The organism is Anaeromassilibacillus sp. 1001302B_160321_C8, assembly GCF_015554745.1.
Lineage (GTDB): Bacteria > Bacillota > Clostridia > Oscillospirales > Acutalibacteraceae > Anaeromassilibacillus > Anaeromassilibacillus stercoravium.
This window is the reverse complement of sequence record NZ_JADNJD010000012.1, coordinates 80,909-102,758: the sequence shown is the minus strand read 5'-3', so window position 1 is coordinate 102,758 and position 21,850 is coordinate 80,909. Positions and strand designations below refer to the sequence as shown.

Here is a 21,850-nt window from a genome sequence, read left to right as displayed (position 1 = left end):
TTTCGGATGTTCCCGTCTCTCTCAAAGTCATTACGGGTCCTTCATTTCGTAACGTTGTTTAATTTTCAAGGTCCTTCGCCTCTTCGATCAAGTTCAGAGGTGATGTTTAACATCATATCACATTCGCTTTATGGTGTCAAGCATTTTTTCTGTCTCTCTCGACGGCTTCACTATAATATCACACTCGTTCCCCAATGTCAACGCTTTTTTTGCATTTATTTTATGTCTGTCCCTTTCTACCAATTATATTGCGGTTTTCCTGTCAATTTGGTATACTTAAAAGTAATATGTCCTATTTACCTTTCGATTATACCCCAAAATCTAAAAAGAATCGAGCGAAATAATATGCCTATTAAAATACAAGCGGAATTGCCCGCTATTAAAGTATTAGAGGGAGAAAACATCTTTGTCATGACGCATGAACGCGCCAATATGCAGGATATCCGTCCACTCAAGATTGTCATTCTCAACTTGATGCCGATCAAACCCGTAACCGAAACGCAATTGCTGCGCGTTTTGAGCAACACGCCGTTACAGGTTGATGTCGAATTGATGCAGATGGCCTCCCATGTTTCGAAAAACACCTCTGCTTCCCATCTCAATACCTTTTATAAAACCTTTAAGGATTTGAAAAACGAGAAATTCGACGGCATGATTATCACAGGAGCACCCGTTGAAAACATGCCGTTCGAAGAGGTGGACTACTGGCCGGAGCTCTGTGAGATTATGGATTGGAGCCGGAAGAACGTCTACTCCACCCTACATATCTGTTGGGGCGCGCAGGCCGGGCTTTACTATCACTACGGAATCCCCAAATATCAATTGCCGCAAAAATTGAGCGGCGTTTATCTGCACCGTGTGTTGGACCCACACCATCCATTGGTTCGTGGGTTCGACGACAGCTTTTATGTCCCGCATTCCCGAAATACGGAAATTCGTCGGGACGACATCAAACAGCACGATGAACTGATGATCCTGTCCACCTCCAGCGCGGCCGGTGTCCATCTGGTGGCCAAAAAGGACGGGCGCCAATTTTTTGTCACCGGGCACGGCGAATACGATCGCGACACCCTGGCCAACGAATATTTCCGCGATGTGCGCAAAGGATTAAAGCCACACATTCCGGAAAACTACTTTCCGAATGACGATCCCAGCTTGCAGCCGCGTTTTACTTGGCGCAGCCATGCGCATCTGCTCTTTGCCAATTGGCTGAACTACTATGTTTATCAGCAGACCCCTTATGACTTAAAGGATTTGCGAGAGGTATAAAGGATGATCTTTTCTCTAAAGGATGGCAGACCCGCCGAATTGCGGGAAGCGGTTCCTTCCGATGCGGAAGATATGATCGACTATCTCCGTTGTATCGGAGGAGAGAGCGACTTTTTAACCTTCGGTAAAGACGCATTTTCCATGTCTGTCGCCGAGGAGGAAGCCTACATCAAAAGTTTTCAATCCTCCAACCGCATTTTGCTGGTCGTATATGTGCATGGACAGCTGGCCGCCATGGGGAATCTCACCGCAGCGGAAGCGCCGCGCCTCTGCCATACGAGTGAACTGTCCATCTCGGCAAGGAAGTCCTATTGGGGGACGGGAATCGCCCAGGCATTGATGGAGCAGCTCTTGCAATTTGCCCGGAATTCCAAACAAATTCAAGTGATCGGCCTGACGGTCAATGCCGAAAATGTGCGTGCAATCCGTTTGTATCAGCGCTATGGCTTTCAAGAGGTCGGTGTTATCCCCGCTTTTTCCATTTAGAGGACGGCCGTTTTGTAGATGCAAAATGGATGAACCTCTATTTATAACCTTCAGAAAATCTTAATAAGTCCTTCTTGGTTTCTTAAGAAGTCGACAAGTGAATCTTAAAGGAAAGATCGCCCCTGTTCGGTAGAATAAAGACCGAACAGGGGCGATCTTTTTCGTTTCTGTTTAAAATATGTATTTCTGTACGATTGGACACAGGGGAACGGCACGCTTCTCTGTTGTCTTTCCCAAAGGAGGCTTTACAAATGAACACCTTTCATCGGACAACGGTCGCTCCATCCCCCGATGATCTCACAAATTTGTCTCAACACCTGCACACCAGTCAAACACCTCTGGAGTGTTCGGAGCGCAGAAAGAAACTGGCCATTTTGTTTGGCGGCTGTTCCACAGAATATAGTGTTTCTCTACAATCCGCCTATTCCGTGATTACCCATATAGATTCGTCTGCTTATGCATGCATATGGATCGGCCTTCATCCGCATACCGGCCAATGGTTTTGGTACCGCGGGGACCCAGAGCGCATTCTAAACGATAGCTGGTTTTCGGAGGACTTCTGCATCCCGATCTTTCCCTCCACAGATCAGTCCATCCACGGATTTCATTATATGGACAACGGCATTCTACAGACGGTTTCTTTGGACGCAGCGCTCCCCATCCTCCACGGGAAAAACGGAGAGGACGGAACCGTACAGGGGCTTTTGGAATTGGCCGGTATCCCGGTCGTCGGATGCGATCTCTTGAGTTCCGCTGTATGTATGAACAAAGAAATGGCCCATCGCCTGGTGGCGGCGGAAGGGATCGCCGTTCCCCGGTCCTTTTTGGTCCGGCCCCCGTTCAACAGAGAATCGCTTCAACAAGCCGCAGAAACGCTGGGCTATCCCCTGTTTGTAAAACCCGTCCGATCGGGCTCCTCCTTTGGCATCACCAAAGTACACGCCGTTGAGGAACTGTTTCCCGCCATCGAACATGCATTTTTACACGATTCGGCAGTCCTCTTGGAAGAAACGATTCCTGGCTTTGAGGTGGGATGCGCCATCCTGGGAACGGACCATCTAACCGTCGGCGCCGTGGATGAAATTGAGCTTTCCGGCGGCTTCTTCAACTATACGGAAAAATATACATTAAAACACGCAAAAATCCATGTTCCCGCCCGCATATCCGACCATAAGGCGGAAGAGATCCAGGCGGTCGCTAAAAAGATTTTCCGCATTTTGGGGTGCAATGGATTCGCCAGGGTGGACTTGTTCTTGACGCCGGAGGGCCGCATTTACTTCAATGAGGTCAACACCATTCCCGGATTTACCTCCCACAGCCGCTATCCCAATATGCTGAAAGAAATCGGCCTCTCCTTCACAGAGGTCATCCAACGTCTATTGGAAACGGGGGTATCCATATGAAACCGGTTCTTCTCAGGCAGGAGAATATTTCTCACGGCGACCTTCTTCTGGTTGCTCCTGGATACTCCATGCCCCCATTTTCAGTGCTCCCGGAGATGGCCCCAGCGCTTCCCGATCAACCGGACATTCTTTTGCAGCCCCATGCCGCACAGTCTTTGCAACGTCTAATCGCCACCCTCGACGGTTGGAAACAGGTGGCCGCTGTCAGCGGTTTCCGCACCCAGGAAGAACAGGAGGAAATCTGGCGGGATACGCAGGCAAAGGAGGGGCTGGCATTCACCCAGAAGTATGTCGCCCTCCCCGGACACAGTGAACATCAGACCGGGCTCGCCATTGATCTGGCGGCACAAAGTGCCCGGATTGATTTTATCTGTCCGGACTTTCCGCACACAGGCATCTTCCAAAAGTTCCGGCAACTGGCTCCGCAGTTTGGATTTATAGAACGGTATCTCAGCGGCAAGGAATCCTTGACAGGCATCGCGGCGGAGCCATGGCACTTCCGCTTCGTCGGTGTTCCCCATTCAATCGTGATCGCACAGAAGCATTGGGTTCTGGAAGAGTATCTTTCCTTTTTGAAAAACGCTACCGCTCCCGGTCATCCGTTTTCCTATCGCTTTAACGGGATTCATTTTGAACTGTTCTATGTTCCCATGGAAAAGCCGATAGAAACAACGGTGGAAATCCCGGATTCGATGTCCTATTCCCTCTCCGGCACCAACGCGGGCGGCATCGTTCTGACCCTTTGGAGAAGTCCCCATGAAGACTAAAAATTACGCAGGTGTGGACCTGTTCCGGATTCCCGCCGCCCTGATGGTTGCGGCAATCCACATCGCCCCCTTTTCGACTTGGAACCGCGTGGGGGACGTCCTGTTCACCTACTGTCTCGGCCGTATAGCGGTTCCCTTTTTCCTGATGACAACCGGCTTCTTTGTATTGGCGCCGTATGCGAAGAGCGGATTTCGGGACAAGCGCCGCCTCGTCCGATTCTTAAGACAAAACACGCTGCTCTATCTGGCTGCCACCCTCTTCTATTTCCCGATCAATTGGTATGCAGGAAACCTACCCAAAAACGTACTGGAATTTTTTAAAGCCCTTCTATTTGATGGGACGTTTTACCATCTGTGGTACTTTCCGGCGGCAATCCTCGGGTGCCTCCTTGTGGCGATCCTCGCCAAGCGGTCCATGCGGGCTGCGTGGATCTACGCAGGGATTGCTTATCTGATTGGCCTTGCCGGTGACAGCTATTATGGGCTAATCCAGCAGATTCCCGCACTTAAAGCGTGTTATGACGGCATCTTCTCCATCAGCAATTATACGCGCAACGGTATTTTTTTCGCACCCATCTATCTATTGCTCGGCATGGCCATTGCCAATCCCAGAAACCGCTGTTCCAAAACCGCTTGCCGGTGGGGGCTTCCGATCTCTGTCGTTTTCTTGCTGATCGAAGGGTATTTGACCGATCTTCTGCACCTGCAACGGCACAACAGCATGTATCTTTTTCTGTTGCCAGTCCTGTATTTTCTGTTCCAAATGTTGCTGCGGATACCCGGACAAGCGCCCCGTTGGGTGCACGGCGGTTGCACCCTGTTCTATCTGATCCATCCGGCTGTGATCGTTCTTGTGCGCGGAGCTGCCAAAATCACCGGCACAACTAAGCTGTTTGTTGAAAACTCAATGATACACTATTCGGCTGTCTGCGTTGTATCGCTTGGGCTGGTGGCAGCCGTCTTATTTTTGAAGGAAAGGAGGAACGCGGTATGTGCCAAAAAGGTAGGGCCTGGATCGAGCTGAGCCGGGAAAACTTGGCCCATAATGTCCGAGAACTTCAGCGGATTCTTCCAAAGCATACCGCCATGATGCCAGCGATCAAGGCGAACGCCTATGGCCATGGCGCGGCCCTCGTCGGCAAAGCGTTACAGGATATGGGGATCTCCGATTTTTGTGTTGCCACCGTGCAGGAAGGGATCGAACTCCGGCTGGCCGGCATTACGGGACAGATCCTCGTATTGGGCTATACCCATCCCTCCCAATTCAATGAACTGGCCCATTACAACCTCGTCCAAACGGTCATCGACTATCCCTATGCCCAGGTTTTAAACGACTATGGAAAGGCACTTCCGGTACATGTGGGCATCGACACCGGTATGCGGCGTTTGGGGGAACGCAGCGATGCAATCGAAAAAATCCGCGCCATTTGGAGCTTTCCCCATTTGAAAATCACCGGCGTCTACTCCCATCTGTGCGTGTCCGACGGGACAACAGCGGAGGAGCGCGCCTTTACCCAGCTGCAAATCAAGCGGTTTCGGTCCGTGGTGGATGTGCTCCATAAAAGCGGCATATACGGGTTTAAAACACATATCCAGAGCAGCTACGGAATTTTGAACGATTATGAACCTTCCTTCGATTATGCGCGGACCGGCATTGCACTCTATGGAGTCCTAAGCCGTCCGCACGACCATGTGCGCGCAGCCGCCGACCTGCGGCCGGTTCTCTCCTTAAAAGCTAGGGTAGAATGCGTCAAAACATTGTCTCCCGGTGAAGCCGCCGGATACGGGCGGGCATTTACGGCCGCTTCCGAGCGGACCATCGCCGTTGTTTCCATCGGTTACGCGGATGGGATTCCACGCAATGGCTCCCAGACCAGATATGCGCTTCTCCATGGGCAAAAGGTCCCCATCGTTGGACGCATCTGTATGGATCAACTTTTCATCGACGTCACCGGCATTCCAAATGTGGCGCCGGGGGATGAAGCCGTCCTGATCGGAAGCTCCGGCATCCAACAGATTTCCGCCAGCGACTTGGCCGAACAGTCCGGCACGATTTCCAATGAAATCCTCAGCCGGCTGGGAAGCCGGCTGGAGCGAATCGAGGTCCGTGATTGACTTCCGTCCCAAAACGGAAAAGCAGTGCGTTGCCCTCTCCTTGGGCATGGCACTGCTTTTTCTTTGGAAGCCTAATACACTCCGCTTCTGTTTCAAACGAAAATGCTGTCCCCTAAACCAATTTTCTTCGAAGCTCCTGTAAAATCACCTTTTCCCTCCGGGAGACCTGGACCTGCGTCATTCCCAGCGCCTGCGCGGTTTCGGTCTGCGTCCGATGCTTATAATACCGGAAATAGATGATGTTTTGGTCGCGCGGAGGCAATTCCTTTACCACCTGTTTCAAAGAGAGCAGCTCCGCGATCTTCTCATCCTCCCCCTCGACGCTGATATCCATCTGTCCGCCCCCATCCTCTTCGGAAGCGGTCAAGGAGAGGGGCATCTGCGCTGCACCGAGCGCTTGCGCCGCTTCCGCCGGTTCCACCCCTAAAAGCTCTGCAAGCTCTCCGACGGTCGGAGAACGCCCCTCCTTTTCTGCAAATTCCGCCGCCTTTCGGGAGGCGCGAATGGAAAGCTCTTTCAGAGAGCGGCCCACTTTTACAGCGCCGCCGTCCCGGAAAAGACGGCGCATCTCGCCCAGGATAACCGGCACTGCATACGTGGAAAATTTGAGGCCGCGGCTCTCGTCAAAATGGTCCACCGCTTTGACCAGACCTAAACATCCCGCCTGGAAAAGGTCGTCATACTCCATCCCGCGCCCCTTAAACCGTTTGGCGCAGGCATGTACTAAGCCAATGTTTTCCTGTATCGATTGATCCCTATCCATTCTTCATCACACGCCGCGCAAGGTTCTTCTGCATGGTGACGGTGGTTCCAGACCCCAGTTTCGAAGTGACGCGAAGCTTGTCCATAAAGCTCTCCATCACAGCAAAGCCCAAACCTGCGCGTTCTTCCCCGGCCGTAGTAAAGAGCGGCTGCATAGCCTGTTCCACATCTGCAATGCCACACCCCTTGTCGCGGATTTTGATCTGCAAGGTTCCATGGTCATCGTATTTTGCCGTTATGTAGATCATCCCGATCGTATCCCGGTAGGCATGTACAATGCAATTTGTGACCGCTTCCGAAACAGCGGTTTTGATGTCGCTCAACTCGTCGATCGTGGGGTCCAATTGCGCGGCAAATGCGGCGACAACCGCCCTTCCAAATGCTTCATTGTTGGAATTGCTTGGAAACGAAATGCGCATCTCATTCTTCGCCTTCAACTTCCTTCACCTCCTTTACAACGCTACAGAGATCCCGCAGGCCGGAGAGGGATACGATCTTCTCCAATTTGGGCGGGAGATTGGCAATGGTCACGTTGCCACCCCACGTCTGCATCAATTTATACCGTCCCATAATCAATCCGATCCCGGAGCTGTCCATAAATTGCACACCGGAAAAATCCAGTTTTAACACGCTTGGCCTTGTCCGCATTGCTGTTCCATCGATCTCCTCCCGCAATTCCCTTGCCACATGGTGGTCGATCTCTCCGCTGAGCAAAGCCGTAAGGCAGCCGTCTTTTAAAATCAGCCTGACACCCATTCGATTGCCTCCTATGTATCCATTCTTGTATCTTGGACCATTCAAAAAGGATTCCCACTTTTTGCCTTTTTATACGAAGGAAAAACTTTTTTCAGAAAGGCGTTCTATGCTTCTTCTTCGTAGGTATACAAAAAGACCCTTTATCTATAAAGATAAAGGGTCTTTGCTAAAATTTTACTCGAAATCTGCGGGCAAGCCGACTTTTTCCCGCAACCGCTTTCGGGCAATCGGGCGAATCTCTCCCGCGAGGAACAGCGAACCACAAATCACCAGCGCACCGTTTTCCTTTAAAAGGGTAAGCGCCTTGTCCAAAGCCGCGGATACACCCTCCACAGGGTATGCTGGCGTCCCACGTACACGCCAGATGGCCGCCAGCTCTTCGGCGGGCATGGCGCGCGGATTGTCGGGTGTGACCGTCACCACCTGTTCGAAGAGCCCGTCCAAATTTTCAGCCGCCGTGTGGACATCCTTATCCGCCAGCATGCCGATCAGCCCCACCAAGGGGCGCCCCGCCAAATGGTTCCGAAGTGTCTCTGCAAGCGCATGCGTTCCGTCTGGGTTGTGGGCGCCGTCCAGGAAAACCAAAGGATTTTCGCTCAGCAGTTCCATACGGGCGGGGAAACGGACCGCAGCGAAACCCTCCATGAGCGCTTGGTCGGGGATCGAATAGCCGTGTTCCTGTACAACCGAAAGGGCAGCCAAAGCGGTGGCGGCATTTTTCACCTGGTATTCTCCCAAAAGGGGCAAGTGCAAGGAGAGCCCCTCATAGCGCAGTTCCGTCCCATGCAGCCCGCTGGAAACCACCGAGAGTACGGAAGGCGCGGCCTCCACAAGCCGGTTATGTTGCTTCATCGCTGCGCGCCGGATCACCTCCATTGCGCCGGGCAATTGATCGCCATAAGCCACCGTCACCCCATACGGCTTGATAATCCCCGCTTTTTCCGCAGCGATCTGCTCCACCGTATCCCCCAGCACGCTGGTATGGTCCAGGGAGATGGACGTGATAACGGACACCAGCGGCGTTCCGATCACATTTGTCGCATCATTTCGCCCCCCCAGCCCCACTTCCAAAACAACAAAATCGCATTGCTGGCGTGCAAACCACAGGAAGCCGAGCGCGGTGGTAAAGTCAAACTCCGTGAGGGCTTCCCCGTTTTCAATCAAGCCCTGTGCAACCGGAAGCGCCTCCTCTGTAATCTCGACAAGCGATTCCCTTGGGATTTTTTCAGCATCCACTCGGATGCGCTCACAAAAATCGCTGAGAAATGGGGACGTGAAAAGGCCCGTCCGGTATCCTGCTTTTTGCAATACGGATGCAATCATCGCGCAGGTGGAGCCCTTCCCGTTTGTACCTGCCACATGAATATATTTCAAACGATCCTGGGGATTCCCCAGCTGTGCCAAGAGTTTCCGGACGCGCTCCACCCCGGGCGAACCGCCAAAACGTGGAAACGCGTGAATCCTCTCCAAGGTTTGTTCATAGGTCATTGTACCCCCACTTTCCTTCCAAAAAAATTCAGGAAAACGCCCAAATATCCTTCGATTCCTTTCCATCCACAACGAATGGTCTCAAACCAGCGCGGTCGAAAGCCATCGGATTCCGGCGGCATTCCCTTCCTGCTTATCATGCAGTATTGCAGAAAGAGGCATACTTCCGCTTTGGAAAGCATGCCTCTCTCGTTTCCTGCAAAAATCTTATTTCGACAGCGCATCGATGCTGGACTGAATCAACGCGATGTGCTCTTTCAATTTCGCTGCATTCTGGCGAACGCCCTCCACGACGTTCTCCGGGGCCTTCGAAAGGAATTTCTCGTTGCTCAGCTTTTGCTGTGTCGTCGCATACTGCTTCTGTGCCGACTCCAATTCCTTCGTCAAGCGGGCAAGCTCTGCTTTCTTATCCACCAGTTCGTCCATCGGGATATATGCCTTCGCGCCGCTGGTGACAATGTTCACCGCGCCTTCGATCTCGAATGCGGGTCCAATCTCTACCCCGTTGGCAAAGGCCAAACGCTCGATGATCGGAGCGCCCTCCTGGAACACCTTTTCCGCCGCAGTCGCAATGTACAGATGCGTCTTTCTCGACGGGGGCACGTTCATCTCCGAACGGCGGTTGCGCACTGCGCGGATGACATCCATAATGCCCTGCATATCGGAGGCGGCCTGCTGGAAGCAATGCGCTTCTTCATAGACCGGCCACTTGGAGACCATAATGGACTCGCCCTCATGCGGCAGCGACTGCCAGATCTCCTCCGTGATATACGGCATAAACGGATGCAACAGCTGGAGCGTTCCCGTCATCACCCAAACCAGCACCTGGCGCGCTGCTTGGGCGGCCGACTCGTCGCTGGACTGCAAACGGATCTTTGCAATCTCAATATACCAGTCGCACAGCTCGTCCCAGAGGAAATCGTACAGCTTCTGTACGGCAATGCCGATTTCAAAATGCTCAAGGTTATCCGTGACTTCTTTGACAACCTGATTAAACTGGTTGACAATCCACTTGTCTTCCAATGCCAGCTTTTCAGGCAGCTGGTTGGGGACATCGTGGCCATCGATATTCATCAGAATGAAACGCGATGCGTTCCAGATCTTATTCGCAAAATTCCGGCTGGCTTCCACCTTCTCCTGCGAGAAACGCAGGTCGTTCCCGGGGCTGTTTCCCGTCACCAACGTAAAGCGCAGCGCATCCGCACCATACTGTGCGATCACTTCCAGCGGGTCAATGCCGTTGCCGAGCGATTTGCTCATCTTGCGCCCCTGGGCATCACGGATCAGGCCGTGGATAAAGACCGTCTTAAAGGGTGGCTCGCCCATATGCTCCATACCGGAGAAGATCATGCGGGCAACCCAGAAGAAGATGATGTCATAGCCCGTCACGAGCGTATCCGTCGGATAGAAATACTTGAGGTCTTCTGTCTGATCCGGCCAGCCCAGCGTCGAGAACGGCCACAGCGCGGAAGAGAACCAGGTATCCAGGGTGTCCTCATCCTGGTGCAGCTTTTCGGAGCCGCACTTGGGGCACGTATGCGGCGCGTCCATCGCGACAATCGTCTCGCCGCAATCCTCGCAGTACCACGCCGGGATGCGGTGTCCCCACCAGAGCTGGCGGGAAATACACCAATCCTTGATGTTCTCCATCCAATTGAAATAGATCTTCTCCATGCGCTCCGGAATAAAGCGCACACGTCCGTCGCGGACGCATTCGATCGCCGGCTTTGCCAGCGGTTCCATCTTTACAAACCACTGCTTCGAAACGCGCGGCTCCACCACGGTGTGGCAGCGGTAGCAACTGCCGACATTGTGCTTGATCGGCTCGATACGCACCAGGAAGCCCTGTTCTTCCAGCTCCTTGACGATCTGTTTGCGCGCCTCAAGGCCGGGCATTCCTGCAAACTTCCCGCCGTTTTCATTAATGCTGCCGTCATCGTTCATCACATTGATGATTTCCAGATTGTGGCGCAGGCCGACTTCAAAGTCGTTCGGGTCGTGTGCGGGGGTGATCTTCACCACGCCGGTCCCAAAGTCCTGCTCGACATAGGTATCCGCAATCACCGGGATCTCACGGCCAACCAACGGGAGGATCAGCATCTTGCCAACGATGTCCTTATAGCGCGGGTCGTCCGGATGCACCGCCACGGCGGTGTCGCCCAGCATCGTCTCCGGTCGGGTGGTGGCCAGCTCCAAATACCCACTGCCGTCCTTAAACGGATAGCGGATGTGCCAGAAATTGCCGTCCTTCTCTGCGAATTCCACCTCCGCGTCGGAAATGGAGGTCTTACAATGCGGGCACCAGTTGATGATCCGCTCGCCACGGTAAATCAGGCCCTTATTATATAACCGCACAAACACCTCACGAACCGCCTTGTTGCAGCCCTCGTCCATGGTGAAGCGTTCGCGCTCCCAATCGCAGGAGGAGCCCAGCTTTTTGAGCTGTTCTACAATCCTGCCGCCGTATTTCTCTTTCCACGCCCAGGCGCGTTCCAGGAACTTCTCGCGCCCCAGGTCCTCTTTGGTGAGTCCCTCCTGGCGCATCGCCTCCACGATCTTGGCCTCTGTCGCGATGGAGGCGTGGTCCGTGCCGGGGAGCCAAAGCGCAGAATACCCCTGCATTCTTCTCCAACGAATCAGAATATCCTGAAGGGTTTCATCCATCGCATGTCCCATATGAAGTTGGCCGGTGATATTGGGCGGCGGGATGACGATGGTGTAAGGTTTTTTCTCCGGATCGACCGTTGCATGGAAATAACCGCCGTTCAGCCAGAAATCGTAAATCCGATCCTCCACTTCCTGCGGGTCATAGGTCTTTGCCAATTCCCTGCTCATGCATGTTCCCCCTAATCAACACAATCGCCGCAGGCGCTGAAGCAAGGAGCGCGGCGGCGTTTTTTACAAGATGCTACAAATAAATATATGTTATAGTATGCCATTTGCGCCCCATTTTGTCAATGGGCGCAAAGATCTCAAACCGGCAAGGCCACAGCAGAGCCAGCCTGCGCACTGCTGTCGATCACTGCGGCGATGCAGATGCACAATACGGCATTCTCCGCCTCCGCAATCTCCAGTGCAAAACATTCCCCGCTGGACTCCCAACAGCGTCCGTGCGACATGACCACCCGGCCCTCCGCATCGACCACGTCAAATGAGCGCAGGGCCATATCTCCGCGCAGCCTCCAAGAAATCCCGCGGATGCGGAACGGCGTCTTCAAAGAAGCCAGGTTTTGTAAGATCCGCGCGCGTTCCTTCTCCGCCACCACGATGGTATAGCGGGAAATGCCTGCCAGCCCCATATGGGTGACCCGCGCTGCCTCCACACCGTTGGAGTCGTACAGATACATTTTTCCTCCAAGGGTTTGTGCATCCCCGGAAAGGCGATAGCAGACTCGGCCGCAAGTATCATAGACCGTAAAAAGGCCCGCATTTGCCTCCGTATCCTGTTTCAGATACAAATTCAAAACGCAGCCTCCTCTCGCGTCTCACTTTACCGATTTCTTAGGATAGTATTGTACCATTTTTACGCTTTTATCGCAACTGAAAATGCCATTCACGCTCCGAAAAATACGAAAAAGCCGGGAACCCTTGTCCCCGGCTTTTATGCAATTTTTATGCGGTCACATTGGTAAGGGTTGGCAACAACCCCTTTGCGGGTAAATGCTCAATATGCTCTGTGGAAAATGCGATATTGGTCGAATGGTCGGCAATGCGTTCCAGATTCATCAGCATATCGTTGTAAATGGCGCCGGACTGCGGCGTACAGGTGCCATTGGTGAGACGTTGGATGTGGTTTTCCTTGAGCCGCTCCGTCTCGTCGTCGATGGTCTGTTCGATACGGTTGACCTGGTCCGCCAACTCCTTGTTTCGGCCTCCATCCTCAAAGAGGCGTATGGAGTCATCCAAAACTGTAAGCACAAGATCCTGCATATGTTTCAGTTCCTTGGCCGCTGCTTCACTCAAAGACGCCTTATTGTCGATGATGATCTGTGCCATTTCGCCAATATTGGTGCTGTGATCCCCGATCCGTTCAAAATCGCTCACCACATGGAACAGGGCGCCGATCACTTCCCGGTCCGGGTCTTGCAATTCCAATCCGTTGATCTGGACCAAATATTCCGTAATCTTCTGGTTGAGGAAGTTTAAGACCTTTTCATTCTCTCCGACCTCTTCCAGCTTCTCCGTGTCCTTATAAAAGAGGGCTTCCATGCTGTTTAAAAAGTTGGTTCGCGCCAATTTTCCCATGCGTTCCACTTCCTTAAGTACCTGTGCTACGGCAATGGGGGGCGTGTTAAGGATGCGCTGATCCAAATATTGGAGGCGAAGATTCTCCCTCTGCCGGTCTTCTCCGGGGATAATTTTGCAGGCCAGCTTTACCAAATAGTTGCTCAATGGCAACAGGATGGAAGTCGTCACAATATTAAAGATAATGTGCACAATTGAGATCTGCATCATCACGTTGTCCGGCGAAAGGCTCTTAATGAGGCTGGTGAACGGCGTCAGCAGGGTAATTAAGGTAAAGAGGGTTGCGCCAATGACGTTGAACAACAGATGTACCGTTGCGGTACGCTTTGCCGTCTTCGTTGTACCTGCACTGGCCATGATCGCGGTCACGCAGGTCCCGATGTTCTGGCCATAGATCACATAGATGGCGGAATCCAGGCCAATCGCCCCCGATGCAGCCAACGCCTGCAAAACGCCCACGGACGCAGAGGAGCTTTGAATCAATGCAGTGAACACCAAACCGATCAGCAGGCCCAAAAGCGGGTTCTGCATCTGCACAAACAGATTCCGGAAGAACTCCGATTCGCTCAGCGGTTCCATTGCCGTACTCATTACGGTCATCCCATAGAACAGGATGCCAAAGCCGCAGACGATCTGTCCGATGTGCTTATGGTTGTTCTTTTTACAGAACATGATCATGACAACGCCCAAGAAAATCGCAATTGGTGCGAGGCTGTTGAGCTTAATGGCAATCATAAAGCCGGTCACCGTCGTGCCAATGTTGGCACCCATGATCACGCCGACGGCCTGCGCCAAAGTCATCAATCCGGCATTTACGAAGCCCACAACCATGACCGTGGTGGCGGAAGAGCTCTGGATCACCGCGGTTACTGCAAAACCGATCAGGGCCCCCATGTACTTATTGGTTGTCAGCCGTTCGATCATCGTCTTGAGTCGGGAACCGGCCGCCAATTCCAATCCATCGCCCATCAGTTTCATGCCATACAGAAAGAGTCCCAGTCCACAAAGCAACATCATGAAGTTTTCAATTGTCATTTCAGCAACCTGCCAATCATTAAAATTTAGTTACTAATTTCTATTGGCTATTTGTTAAAGCAAAGTTAACTTTATGTTAAAAATGATAATACATTATCCATCTGTGTTTATGTCGAATTAGAAAAAATAGGCTCTAATTTGAAAAAATTTCCTTGCATCTAAGTAACTCATAAAATTTTAGTAATATGTGCATATTTAAAGTTTGTACATTTTTCGACAATATGTTAAAATAGAAGGGTAATCCCTTGGTGATATTTCCCCAGGGTACCATTTGAATGCAGTCCTAAACATTCCTTTTGGATAGGAGGCTTTTTTCGTGAAACGGCTCCGTCTGCCAAACTTGCGTCCTTGGATACCTGTATTGTTTCTTCCTCTCTCCCTTCTGCTCCTTATGTTTTCCCGTGCCGTTCCATCGTTTGCAGAATGGTATGCCACCGGTCCCTATCGCTGGCTCTCCCACTGGGGAAACCTTCTCTCCTTTTGCATTCCGTATTCTTCCATTGGGGAGATGCTTGTCCTTGCGGCCATTCCGGTTTGCCTCGGCTATTTGATTTATTTCTTTATCCAATGGAGAAAACATAGAGAAAGCCGCAGGGAAACCCTCTGCCGCTTCTTTCGAAATGCGCTCTGCGCCATCAGCCTTCTGGCGTTCCTTTTCACCATCTGTTGTGGGATCAATTACAGCCGCTACACCTTTGCGCAAACCTCCGGCCTGCGTATCCAACCATCCTCGAAAGAGGAATTGCAGGAGCTCTGCCAGTCGTTGGCCGGCGACGTCACTGCATTGCGCCAGCAGGTGCAGACCGACGCAAATGGAATCACAACGCTTGACGCTTCCGTCAATGGCACAGCGAAACAAGCCCGTTCCGCTATGCGGGCGGCTTCCGCCGACTATCCCCTGCTCGACGGCACCTACCTTGGCCCCAAACCGGTCTTTTTTTCCAGGGCCCTATCCGCTTGCCAGATTACGGGCATCTTTTTTCCCTTTACTTTTGAAGCCAATGTCAACATTGACATTCCCGATTACTCTATTCCCTCCACGATGTGCCACGAGCTCGCCCATCTGAGCGGCTTCATGCGGGAAGACGAAGCCAATTTTATCGCCTATCTGGCCTGTATACATAGCGAAAGCGCGGAGTTCCAATACTCCGGGAAAATGCTGGCCTATATCTATGTATTCAATGCGCTTTTTGCAGAAGATCCGCAGGCGGCGCAGGAGATTTCCGCTTCCTTAGGGGAAGGGGTCCGCATGGATCTCAACGCCAATAACGCCTATTGGGATCAATTTGAAAGCCCAGTCGCAGAAGTGGCCAACCAGGTCAACAATGCTTATTTAAAAGCCAACCGGCAGCAGGATGGCGTCAGAAGCTATGGACGTGTGGTCGATCTCCTTCTCGCTGAGCATCGGGCAAAACAGGAGGCAACTTCCCTGCAAACATCCTGATTTTCCCCAAAAAGAAACAGGCACCTTCAGCGGTAGACTTTCCGCTGAAGGCGCCTGTTTTTGTTTCATTGCCTAAACTCTGAAATCCATTTCTCCATTCTGCTTCCCGAAGGTTGCTTTCCTTTTCTATTCAGGCCGTTTCTGGGATTCGGAACCGCACTGGTGGTGTATCCGCTTTCAGTACATCAAACCGGTACCCTTCCTTCTGAAGCGCCTCAATGATCGCTGGGATCTGTTCCAACGTCATCTTTTTCGTGCCCGTATTATGGAACAGGATGACCGGACGGCGGAATTGCTTGCTATCATTTACCGCGTGCTGATAGATCTGCTGGGCGGTCGTCCCCCTGGTCGCATCCCCGGAATCAACGTTCCAGTCAAAATAGGTATATCCCCGGCGGTTCATTTCCTCAATAATCGCCTTTGCTGTATCGCGGTTGTAGGAATTGATACTGCCCCCAGCAAATCGATAGAGGGGGGTATCCACCCCGGTTTCTTTCAAAATCAGGTCGTGCATCTTGGCAAAATCCGCTAAATACGCATCGACCGAAGCATAGATTTCCCGATAGTCATGCGAATAACTATGTACGGCAATGGCGTGGCCGCGCTTCACAATTTCGCGCATAGCTTTACGATCCTCTTCGCCTGTTTTTCCAACCAGGAAAAACGTCGCTTTGACCTGATAGCGATCCAGCACATCCAACAGGGGGATGGTCAAATCGGAAGGCCCATCGTCAAAGGTCAGATAGGCGATTTTTTCTTTTGAATCGTCTTCTTTTGGGGAAATCTTTTCGGTATACAGCAGCGGATACGGATCATTCGGTAAGGCTTGTTTTTCAGGAGCGATTTCTACAGCTGGAGCGCTTTCTGCGACGATTTCCGGTTTAGCGGACAATGCCCCTTCTATCGCTACCTGGCCTGCTAAGGTAGAAAGCGATGGGGAATCCACCTTTTGAAGCGCACGAGAAAGTGGAAAGCAAGTCGCTGAAAACAGGGCAAAAAGCAGTAAAATTGTCAAAATTGAAACTACCTTCCCACCGTTTCCTCTGCGAACATATTTCGCTCGTTTCATTCAAATACCTCCCTTGTCTTTGTTTTTCATCCCTCCGCTCCCCCATTATAACAAGATCTGCCACAAAAGGGCAGTTAAAGGTTTGTCATATTGGTTACAAATATCACTCAAGAAAGCCTTTCGTTCTTAACGAAGAAACCCTTGCGAAACAAAAACTGGTAGAATATAATGGTTACAATATCAAAAAGGAGGGTTTTGCCATGATCTTGAACCATACGGTGGAAGCGTTGATGGAACGCCGTTCCATCCGTTCCTACCGCAGTGAACAGGTCAGCGAAGAGGAACTGACCGACATTTTGAAAACGGGGAAATATGCGCCGTCCGCTATGGGCCGTCAGGCCCGTCACTTCACTGTGATTCAAAACAAGGCGCTTCTTGCCGATATCCGTGCCGCCATGCAGGACGCCACAGACGACCCCTTCTATGGAGCGCCGACTGTGATTGTTCTCTCCGCTCCGGCAGACGCCCGCTTTGCCCCGGAGGACACCAGCTGCGCCATCATGAACTTGATGCTGGCCGCGCATTCTTACGGCTTGGGGACGTGCTTCATCGGCTGCGTGCGCGATGTGTTGCGCACCCCTGCCATCCAGTCCCGCTTAAAATTGCCCGAGGGATACATCCCCTATAGCTGTATCACGCTCGGTTATCCAAAGGAGCACGCCGACGCCCCCGTGCCGCGCCGCACAGACGACGTCTCCTATGTCCGTTAGAAACGCCACACAAGAAAACGGCATTTGCTTTTCTGCGTATGAATTCGCAAAAGCAAATGCCGTTTTGTTTTATAGAAACCTTTTAGGAATGCTCTAAAATTTTTTCTGCACAGCGGATTCCATCCACCGCGGCGGAGACAATGCCGCCCGCATAACCGGCGCCCTCGCCGCATGGATACAGCCCCTTCACCACGGGGGATTCCAGCGATTCCCCGCGTAAAATGCGCACCGGGGAGGAACTGCGGCTCTCCACTGCTGTTAAGAGCGCATCCGGATAGGCAAAGCCATGCAAGTACCGCTCCATCTGTACAATTCCCTGCCTCATCGCCTCGGTGAGCTCAGACGGCAGGCAGCCGTCCAGCGCAGAAGGCGTCACCCCTGGCCGGTACGTGGGCTTGACATCTCCCAGCCGTTTGGAGGCCCTATTTTGTAGAAAATCCTCCACGCGCTGTACGGGCGCGGCATACCCGCCACCCCCTAAACGGAATGCTTTCTCCTCCAATTTACGCTGAAAGGTTACCCCTGCCAGCGGCCCATCCGAGCCGAAATCCTCTGGACCGATCCCGACGAGCAGCGCGGCATTGGCATTTTCACCGTCGCGTGCAAAATTGCTCATTCCATTGGTGACCAACCGGCCCTCTTCGCTGGCAGCCGCAACCACCTGGCCCCCTGGGCACATGCAAAACGTATACACGCCCCGGCCGCTGGGAAGGTGAACCGCTAATTTGTAATCGGCCGCTCCTAAAGCCGGATGCTGCGCAAAGCGGCCGTATTGCGCCCGGTTGATCAGCTCCTGCGGATGTTCAATTCGCGCTCCAACGGAAAACGGCTTGGGCTGCATGGGGATGCCCATCTCTTCCAACATCGAAAAGGTATCGCGGGCGCTGTGCCCCACCGCCAGCACCACATGATGGGTTTCCAACACATACGGATTGCCTTCGGCCGGCTGGATGCGCACCCCTGTCACTTGATTTTCTTTGCAGAGCAGTCCGGTCATTTGCGACGCAAACCGCACTTCGCCGCCCAGCTTGCAGATGGTTTCCCGGATATTTTTGACCGTCTGGGGCAGCCGGTCCGTCCCGACATGCGGCTTCGCCATATACAGGATCTCTTCCGGGGCCCCGGCCAGCGCCAATTCCTCCAGCACCTTCCGGGCGCGCGGGTCCTTTGTCCCGGTATTGAGCTTTCCGTCGGAAAAAGTCCCTGCGCCGCCTTCGCCAAACTGCACGTTGCTCTGCGGCCGCAGCTCCCCCGTCTTCCAAAAATGCTCCACCGCTTTTTGCCGTTTTTCCACCGGCTCCCCGCGCTCGATCACGATTGGGCGCTGCCCGGCCTGGGCCAAAATCAACGCGGCAAACAGACCGGCCGGACCAAATCCAACCACCACGGGGCGCATGGGAAGCGGACGGCTGTCCGGCAGCTCATAGCGATAGGGAACCGCTTCTGTAATTTTGCGGTCTCCCCGGATACGCGCCCGGCTGCACTCGCATTCCACCGTACACGTAAAATGAACCTCACTCTTTTTGCGCGCATCCACAGACTTCCTGCACAGCCTTAGATTCCGCACTTCCCCCGGCGACACCCCCAGCCGTTTCGCCGCGAGATTGGACAGGTCCTCCATCGTCCCGTCCAGCGGCAAATGAATATCTGCAATTCGATAGACCATCGTCTTTATTCCTCCGGCATTCCATTCAGTAAAGAGCGCGCACAAGCGCGCCCGGCGGCCATTCCCGTGCTCCACGCCCAGTGGAGGTTATACCCGCCGCAATCTCCATCCACATTCAGCAATTCCCCTGTTAAGTAAACGCCCCTGCATTTTCGCGATTCCATCGTCCGGCAATCGACCTCTGCGAGCGGCACCCCTCCGGCCGTAACCTGTGCGCTGTCCCACGACAGCAGCCCCACCACGGGGAACCGGAAATTCTTCACCGTTCTGCTGACAGTCCCCAACTGTCCCTTGGAAAACTGTCCAGCTGTTTTGGGGAGCTGTGGGAGCGCAACGCGCAAAAGCTCCCGCCCCACGTTCCGGTTCAGCATTCCCCCCAACAGGTCACCGCTAGGGAGCGTGGGGAGGCGCTCGACGGCCTGGTAAAGCAGCGAAGCGATCTGTGATTCCGTATACTCCGGCATCAGATCCAAAGCTACCTCCACTTTTTTATTCTTTTGTTCCAAGCATTGCCCGGCCAAACGGGAAAGCTCAAAAATGCAGATTCCGGAGAGGCCGTGTTCCGTAAACTGAACTTCCCCGCTGGTCTTTTGGAGGGGGGTGCCATCGGCCAGCAAAGTGGCCTCCGCATGGCTCCGCATCCCTTTTAAGGGCTTCGCGCGCTTCGGTTCCGTCCGGATCTGCACCAACGCTGGCCGCAGGGGGACGATGCTGTGCCCCAGCTTTTCCAACAGCTGATACCCGCTCGCATTCGCCCCAAGCTGTGGATAGGCAAGTCCACCTGTGGCAAAGATGACCTTGCGGGCCCGATAAGCTCCTGTTCCCGTTTGAAGAAGGAAGCCTTCCTTCTCCCGGTGTATCCCCGTAACCAGACGTTCGCATTTGACTTCCACCCTTTGACGCTCCAAATGGAGACGCAAAATCTCCAACACAGAAGACGCCTGGAGGGAATAGGGATACAAACGGCCTTCCTCCAACTCCCGGCAGAGCAATCCCATGGAGGCAAACTGCCCGACCGCCTTTTCCGGTGGAAACCGCTTCAGCAGGGCAGCGGCGCGTCCTGTATCTCCGTGGTAATGCGCAGGGGCCACATGGCGGTTGCTCAAATTGCAACGCCCATTGCCCGTCGCCAAGAGTTTCTTCCCGACCCGTGCATTCCCTTCCAATACAAGGACACGCAAACCGCTGTGCCCTGCCTCTGTACTGGCAACCGCGGCCATCAGCCCAGCGGCTCCACCGCCGAGTACCGCTATATCATACGTTTCCACATCGCGTCCCCCCTTATTTTATGAAAGAATGGCGCTCCATCGCCCATGGCGCAGGGAATCATCGCCGTCGCTTTGCTTTAAACGGCGCAAATCTATCTTAGTATAAACCACCTTTGATCACTCTGGCAACCCTTTTCTCCCGTTTTTGAGAGAGCCCCCATAGCCCCGGGGCAAAGAAAAAAAGAGCGGAACAGCAAGTGCCATTCCGCCCCTTTTATTCCCTATGTAGAAAGAGAAATGTACAATTAGTCCGCGAAGTATCTCTTCAGCAGGCCATTGAAGCCAGCGCCATGGCGGGCCTCATCCTTAGCCATCTCATGAACGGTGTCATGGATTGCATCGTAGCCCAGTTCCTTCGCGCGCTTTGCGATCTGCAGCTTGCCTTCGCAAGCGCCCGCCTCAGCCTCTGCACGCATCTCGACGTTCTTCTTGGTGCTGTTGGTAACTACTTCGCCGAGCAGCTCTGCGAACTTCGCAGCATGCTCTGCCTCTTCGAATGCATATCTCTTGAACGCTTCCGCAACCTCCGGATAGCCTTCGCGCTCTGCCTGACGGCTCATTGCCAGATACATGCCAACCTCGGTGCACTCGCCGTTGAAGTTCATTACCAGGCCGTCATAGACTTCCTTGTCTACGCCCTGCGCAACGCCGATCTCATGCTCGCAAGCAAAGGAAGCGCCCTCTTTCTTCTCGATGAACTTCTCTCTCGGCGCTTTGCACTGGGGGCAGAACTCCGGAGCCTGCTCACCTTCATAGACATAACCGCATACAGAACACACAAATTTTTTCATGATAGGTTCCTCCATACAAATTAAAATATTAGGAAAGACTTTCTTGTCTTTTCATGCAATCGGAACAGGTGCCGCGAAAAATCACTTCACAGCTTTCCACAAACAATCCATTTTCCTTAGCCACTTGCTTGCCAATCCGGGCTCCAACAAATTCCCCCGGAATATCAATGACTGCACCGCACTTTGTGCAGATAAAATGCGTATGCGGCCGTATATCGCCGTCGAAGCGTTCCTGGCCGTTTACCACGCCAACGCTATTGATAATCCCATCGTTTTTGAACTGCGCAATGTTGCGATAGACCGTTCCCAGACTCAAGTCGGGATACTGGGGTTTCAATTGCTGATAGACCCATTCCGCTGTGGGATGAATTTTGGCGTTGCGAATGGTCATCAAAATTGCTTCCCGCTTCCGGCTAAAGTTCTGTCGTTTCTCCATTGAGGCATCTGCACCTTCCTTCTGTGCCAGAATGTAACAGGTTAATAATTGATAACAATTCCTATTACTGAATATAATCATAGCACAAGGATTTCCATTTGTAAAGGGGCGCTCTAAAATTTTTACAATTTTTTTCCTAT

The 21,850-nt window shown here is 52.8% G+C and carries 20 protein-coding genes; 8 read left to right on the top strand and 12 right to left on the bottom strand.

The window, feature by feature from the left end; all coding sequences use genetic code 11:
• Positions 1-345: 345 nt before the first annotated feature.
• The 6 genes from metA (at position 346) to vanT (ending at position 6,040) form a co-directional block, all read left to right on the top strand.
• Positions 346-1,269 (top strand): homoserine O-acetyltransferase MetA, encoded by a 924-nt coding sequence (metA, locus tag I2E77_RS09595; protein WP_087233055.1) that lies wholly within the window; start codon positions 346-348, stop codon positions 1,267-1,269.
• Between the two features lie 3 nt (positions 1,270-1,272).
• Positions 1,273-1,755 (top strand): GNAT family N-acetyltransferase, encoded by a 483-nt coding sequence (locus I2E77_RS09590; protein WP_195451120.1) that lies wholly within the window; start codon positions 1,273-1,275, stop codon positions 1,753-1,755.
• Positions 1,756-2,006: 251 nt separating this feature from the next.
• Entirely contained in the window at positions 2,007-3,158 is a 1,152-nt protein-coding gene (vanG, locus tag I2E77_RS09585; protein ID WP_191395304.1) for a D-alanine--D-serine ligase VanG, read from the top strand.
• Positions 3,155-3,925: a D-alanyl-D-alanine carboxypeptidase family protein gene (locus I2E77_RS09580; RefSeq protein WP_195451119.1), complete on the top strand. Its 771-nt coding sequence runs from the start codon at positions 3,155-3,157 to the stop codon at positions 3,923-3,925. Before vanG ends, I2E77_RS09580 begins: the two co-directional genes overlap by 4 nt.
• On the top strand, positions 3,915-4,949 hold the full coding sequence (locus I2E77_RS09575; RefSeq protein ID WP_191448256.1) for an acyltransferase: 1,035 nt from the start codon (positions 3,915-3,917) through the stop codon (positions 4,947-4,949). Before I2E77_RS09580 ends, I2E77_RS09575 begins: the two co-directional genes overlap by 11 nt.
• Complete coding sequence (gene vanT / locus I2E77_RS09570; RefSeq protein ID WP_195451118.1) at positions 4,916-6,040, top strand: serine racemase VanT catalytic subunit; 1,125 nt, start codon at positions 4,916-4,918, stop codon at positions 6,038-6,040. The genes I2E77_RS09575 and vanT overlap by 34 nt, the downstream gene beginning before the upstream one ends.
• 112 nt (positions 6,041-6,152) lie before the next feature.
• Here the strand turns inward: vanT and I2E77_RS09565 are convergent, their stop codons facing one another.
• From I2E77_RS09565 to I2E77_RS09535, 7 genes are all read right to left on the bottom strand, one after another.
• Positions 6,153-6,803 carry a sigma-70 family RNA polymerase sigma factor gene (locus tag I2E77_RS09565; RefSeq protein WP_087233038.1) on the bottom strand — a complete coding sequence of 217 codons (651 nt, stop codon included), beginning with the start codon at positions 6,801-6,803 and terminating at the stop codon, positions 6,153-6,155.
• Entirely contained in the window at positions 6,796-7,239 is a 444-nt protein-coding gene (gene spoIIAB / locus I2E77_RS09560; RefSeq protein ID WP_087233035.1) for an anti-sigma F factor, read from the bottom strand. The genes I2E77_RS09565 and spoIIAB overlap by 8 nt, the downstream gene beginning before the upstream one ends.
• Complete coding sequence (locus I2E77_RS09555) at positions 7,223-7,558, bottom strand: STAS domain-containing protein (RefSeq protein WP_191395301.1); 336 nt, start codon at positions 7,556-7,558, stop codon at positions 7,223-7,225. The genes spoIIAB and I2E77_RS09555 overlap by 17 nt, the downstream gene beginning before the upstream one ends.
• A 174-nt stretch (positions 7,559-7,732) precedes the next feature.
• Positions 7,733-9,046 (bottom strand): bifunctional folylpolyglutamate synthase/dihydrofolate synthase, encoded by a 1,314-nt coding sequence (locus I2E77_RS09550; protein WP_195451117.1) that lies wholly within the window; start codon positions 9,044-9,046, stop codon positions 7,733-7,735.
• Between the two features lie 207 nt (positions 9,047-9,253).
• Complete coding sequence (locus I2E77_RS09545; protein ID WP_195451116.1) at positions 9,254-11,881, bottom strand: valine--tRNA ligase; 2,628 nt, start codon at positions 11,879-11,881, stop codon at positions 9,254-9,256.
• Positions 11,882-12,018: 137 nt separating this feature from the next.
• Positions 12,019-12,510: an LURP-one-related/scramblase family protein gene (locus I2E77_RS09540; protein ID WP_191362189.1), complete on the bottom strand. Its 492-nt coding sequence runs from the start codon at positions 12,508-12,510 to the stop codon at positions 12,019-12,021.
• A gap of 148 nt (positions 12,511-12,658) precedes the next feature.
• Complete coding sequence (locus tag I2E77_RS09535) at positions 12,659-14,326, bottom strand: Na/Pi cotransporter family protein (protein WP_195451115.1); 1,668 nt, start codon at positions 14,324-14,326, stop codon at positions 12,659-12,661.
• A gap of 316 nt (positions 14,327-14,642) precedes the next feature.
• Here I2E77_RS09535 and I2E77_RS09530 point away from each other — a divergent pair, with 316 nt between their 5' ends.
• Positions 14,643-15,770 (top strand): DUF3810 domain-containing protein, encoded by a 1,128-nt coding sequence (locus I2E77_RS09530; RefSeq protein ID WP_195451114.1) that lies wholly within the window; start codon positions 14,643-14,645, stop codon positions 15,768-15,770.
• A 130-nt stretch (positions 15,771-15,900) separates the two neighbouring features.
• On the opposite strand, the gene I2E77_RS09525 is transcribed toward I2E77_RS09530, so the two are convergent.
• On the bottom strand, positions 15,901-16,662 hold the full coding sequence (locus tag I2E77_RS09525) for a polysaccharide deacetylase family protein (protein ID WP_243252582.1): 762 nt from the start codon (positions 16,660-16,662) through the stop codon (positions 15,901-15,903).
• Between the two features lie 377 nt (positions 16,663-17,039).
• On the opposite strand from I2E77_RS09525, the gene I2E77_RS09520 reads away from it, so the two are divergent.
• A complete protein-coding gene (locus I2E77_RS09520) occupies positions 17,040-17,549 on the top strand; it encodes a nitroreductase family protein (protein ID WP_172749640.1) in 510 nt (169 codons plus the stop codon).
• 82 nt (positions 17,550-17,631) lie between these two features.
• Here the strand turns inward: I2E77_RS09520 and I2E77_RS09515 are convergent, their stop codons facing one another.
• The 4 genes from I2E77_RS09515 to I2E77_RS09500 all read right to left on the bottom strand — a co-directional run bounded on the left by I2E77_RS09515 (position 17,632) and on the right by I2E77_RS09500 (position 21,710).
• Entirely contained in the window at positions 17,632-19,215 is a 1,584-nt protein-coding gene (locus I2E77_RS09515) for an NAD(P)/FAD-dependent oxidoreductase (protein ID WP_195451113.1), read from the bottom strand.
• Positions 19,216-19,220: 5 nt separating this feature from the next.
• Positions 19,221-20,483 (bottom strand): NAD(P)/FAD-dependent oxidoreductase, encoded by a 1,263-nt coding sequence (locus tag I2E77_RS09510; protein ID WP_195451112.1) that lies wholly within the window; start codon positions 20,481-20,483, stop codon positions 19,221-19,223.
• 245 nt (positions 20,484-20,728) lie between these two features.
• Positions 20,729-21,274 (bottom strand): NADH peroxidase, encoded by a 546-nt coding sequence (locus I2E77_RS09505; RefSeq protein WP_191362196.1) that lies wholly within the window; start codon positions 21,272-21,274, stop codon positions 20,729-20,731.
• Between the two features lie 28 nt (positions 21,275-21,302).
• Complete coding sequence (locus I2E77_RS09500; protein WP_087232994.1) at positions 21,303-21,710, bottom strand: Fur family transcriptional regulator; 408 nt, start codon at positions 21,708-21,710, stop codon at positions 21,303-21,305.
• Between the last annotated feature and the right edge of the window lie 140 nt (positions 21,711-21,850).

Coding starts and splice junctions, on each gene's coding strand:
- I2E77_RS09550 (WP_195451117.1), bottom strand. CDS start 9,046: ATGACCTATGAACAAACCTTGGAGAGGATTCACGCGTTTCCACGTTTT.
- vanG (WP_191395304.1), top strand. CDS start 2,007: ATGAACACCTTTCATCGGACAACGGTCGCTCCATCCCCCGATGATCTC.
- I2E77_RS09520 (WP_172749640.1), top strand. CDS start 17,040: ATGATCTTGAACCATACGGTGGAAGCGTTGATGGAACGCCGTTCCATC.
- I2E77_RS09580 (WP_195451119.1), top strand. CDS start 3,155: ATGAAACCGGTTCTTCTCAGGCAGGAGAATATTTCTCACGGCGACCTT.
- I2E77_RS09500 (WP_087232994.1), bottom strand. CDS start 21,710: ATGGAGAAACGACAGAACTTTAGCCGGAAGCGGGAAGCAATTTTGATG.
- I2E77_RS09505 (WP_191362196.1), bottom strand. CDS start 21,274: ATGAAAAAATTTGTGTGTTCTGTATGCGGTTATGTCTATGAAGGTGAG.
- I2E77_RS09555 (WP_191395301.1), bottom strand. CDS start 7,558: ATGGGTGTCAGGCTGATTTTAAAAGACGGCTGCCTTACGGCTTTGCTC.
- I2E77_RS09515 (WP_195451113.1), bottom strand. CDS start 19,215: ATGGTCTATCGAATTGCAGATATTCATTTGCCGCTGGACGGGACGATG.
- I2E77_RS09545 (WP_195451116.1), bottom strand. CDS start 11,881: ATGAGCAGGGAATTGGCAAAGACCTATGACCCGCAGGAAGTGGAGGAT.
- I2E77_RS09575 (WP_191448256.1), top strand. CDS start 3,915: ATGAAGACTAAAAATTACGCAGGTGTGGACCTGTTCCGGATTCCCGCC.
- I2E77_RS09590 (WP_195451120.1), top strand. CDS start 1,273: ATGATCTTTTCTCTAAAGGATGGCAGACCCGCCGAATTGCGGGAAGCG.
- I2E77_RS09535 (WP_195451115.1), bottom strand. CDS start 14,326: ATGACAATTGAAAACTTCATGATGTTGCTTTGTGGACTGGGACTCTTT.
- vanT (WP_195451118.1), top strand. CDS start 4,916: ATGTGCCAAAAAGGTAGGGCCTGGATCGAGCTGAGCCGGGAAAACTTG.
- I2E77_RS09565 (WP_087233038.1), bottom strand. CDS start 6,803: ATGGATAGGGATCAATCGATACAGGAAAACATTGGCTTAGTACATGCC.
- metA (WP_087233055.1), top strand. CDS start 346: ATGCCTATTAAAATACAAGCGGAATTGCCCGCTATTAAAGTATTAGAG.